Origin of the sequence: Stenotrophomonas sp. A3_2, assembly GCF_036624925.1 — a bacterium.
Taxonomy (GTDB): Bacteria; Pseudomonadota; Gammaproteobacteria; order Xanthomonadales; family Xanthomonadaceae; genus Stenotrophomonas; species Stenotrophomonas hibiscicola.
In genome coordinates this window covers 1-321 of sequence record NZ_JAZKVY010000206.1, presented here as the reverse complement: position 1 = coordinate 321, position 321 = coordinate 1, and the positions used below count along the sequence as shown (strand labels likewise).

Below are 321 nucleotides of genomic sequence, written 5' to 3'. Positions count from 1 at the left end.
GGTGATCGTGCTGGGGGTCGCCGCCGCGCTGGCCGGCATCGGCGTGATGCGCGGGGTGACGCTCACCGAGGCGGTGCTGCGCCGCCTGCCCCTGCCGGCCTGGGCGCGGCCCGGGTTCGGCGGGCTCGCCGTCGGGTGCCTGGCCCTGCTCACGCCGTCCGTGCTCTCCAGCGGCCATGGCGCGCTGCGGGCGGGGCTAACGGCGGATCTGGGTTTGGGCGCGCTTTGCCTGGCGCTGGGGCTGAAGGCGACGGCGAGCGCCATTTCGCTTGGCAGCGGGTTCAGGGGCGGGCTGTTCTTCGCCTCGCTGCTGATGGGGGC

1 protein-coding gene is annotated in these 321 nt (G+C 75.7%); it reads left to right on the top strand.

The annotated features are described in order from the left end of the window. On the top strand, positions 1–321 hold a 321-nt coding region (locus tag R5H29_RS07075), incomplete at both ends, for a chloride channel protein (RefSeq protein WP_332328968.1).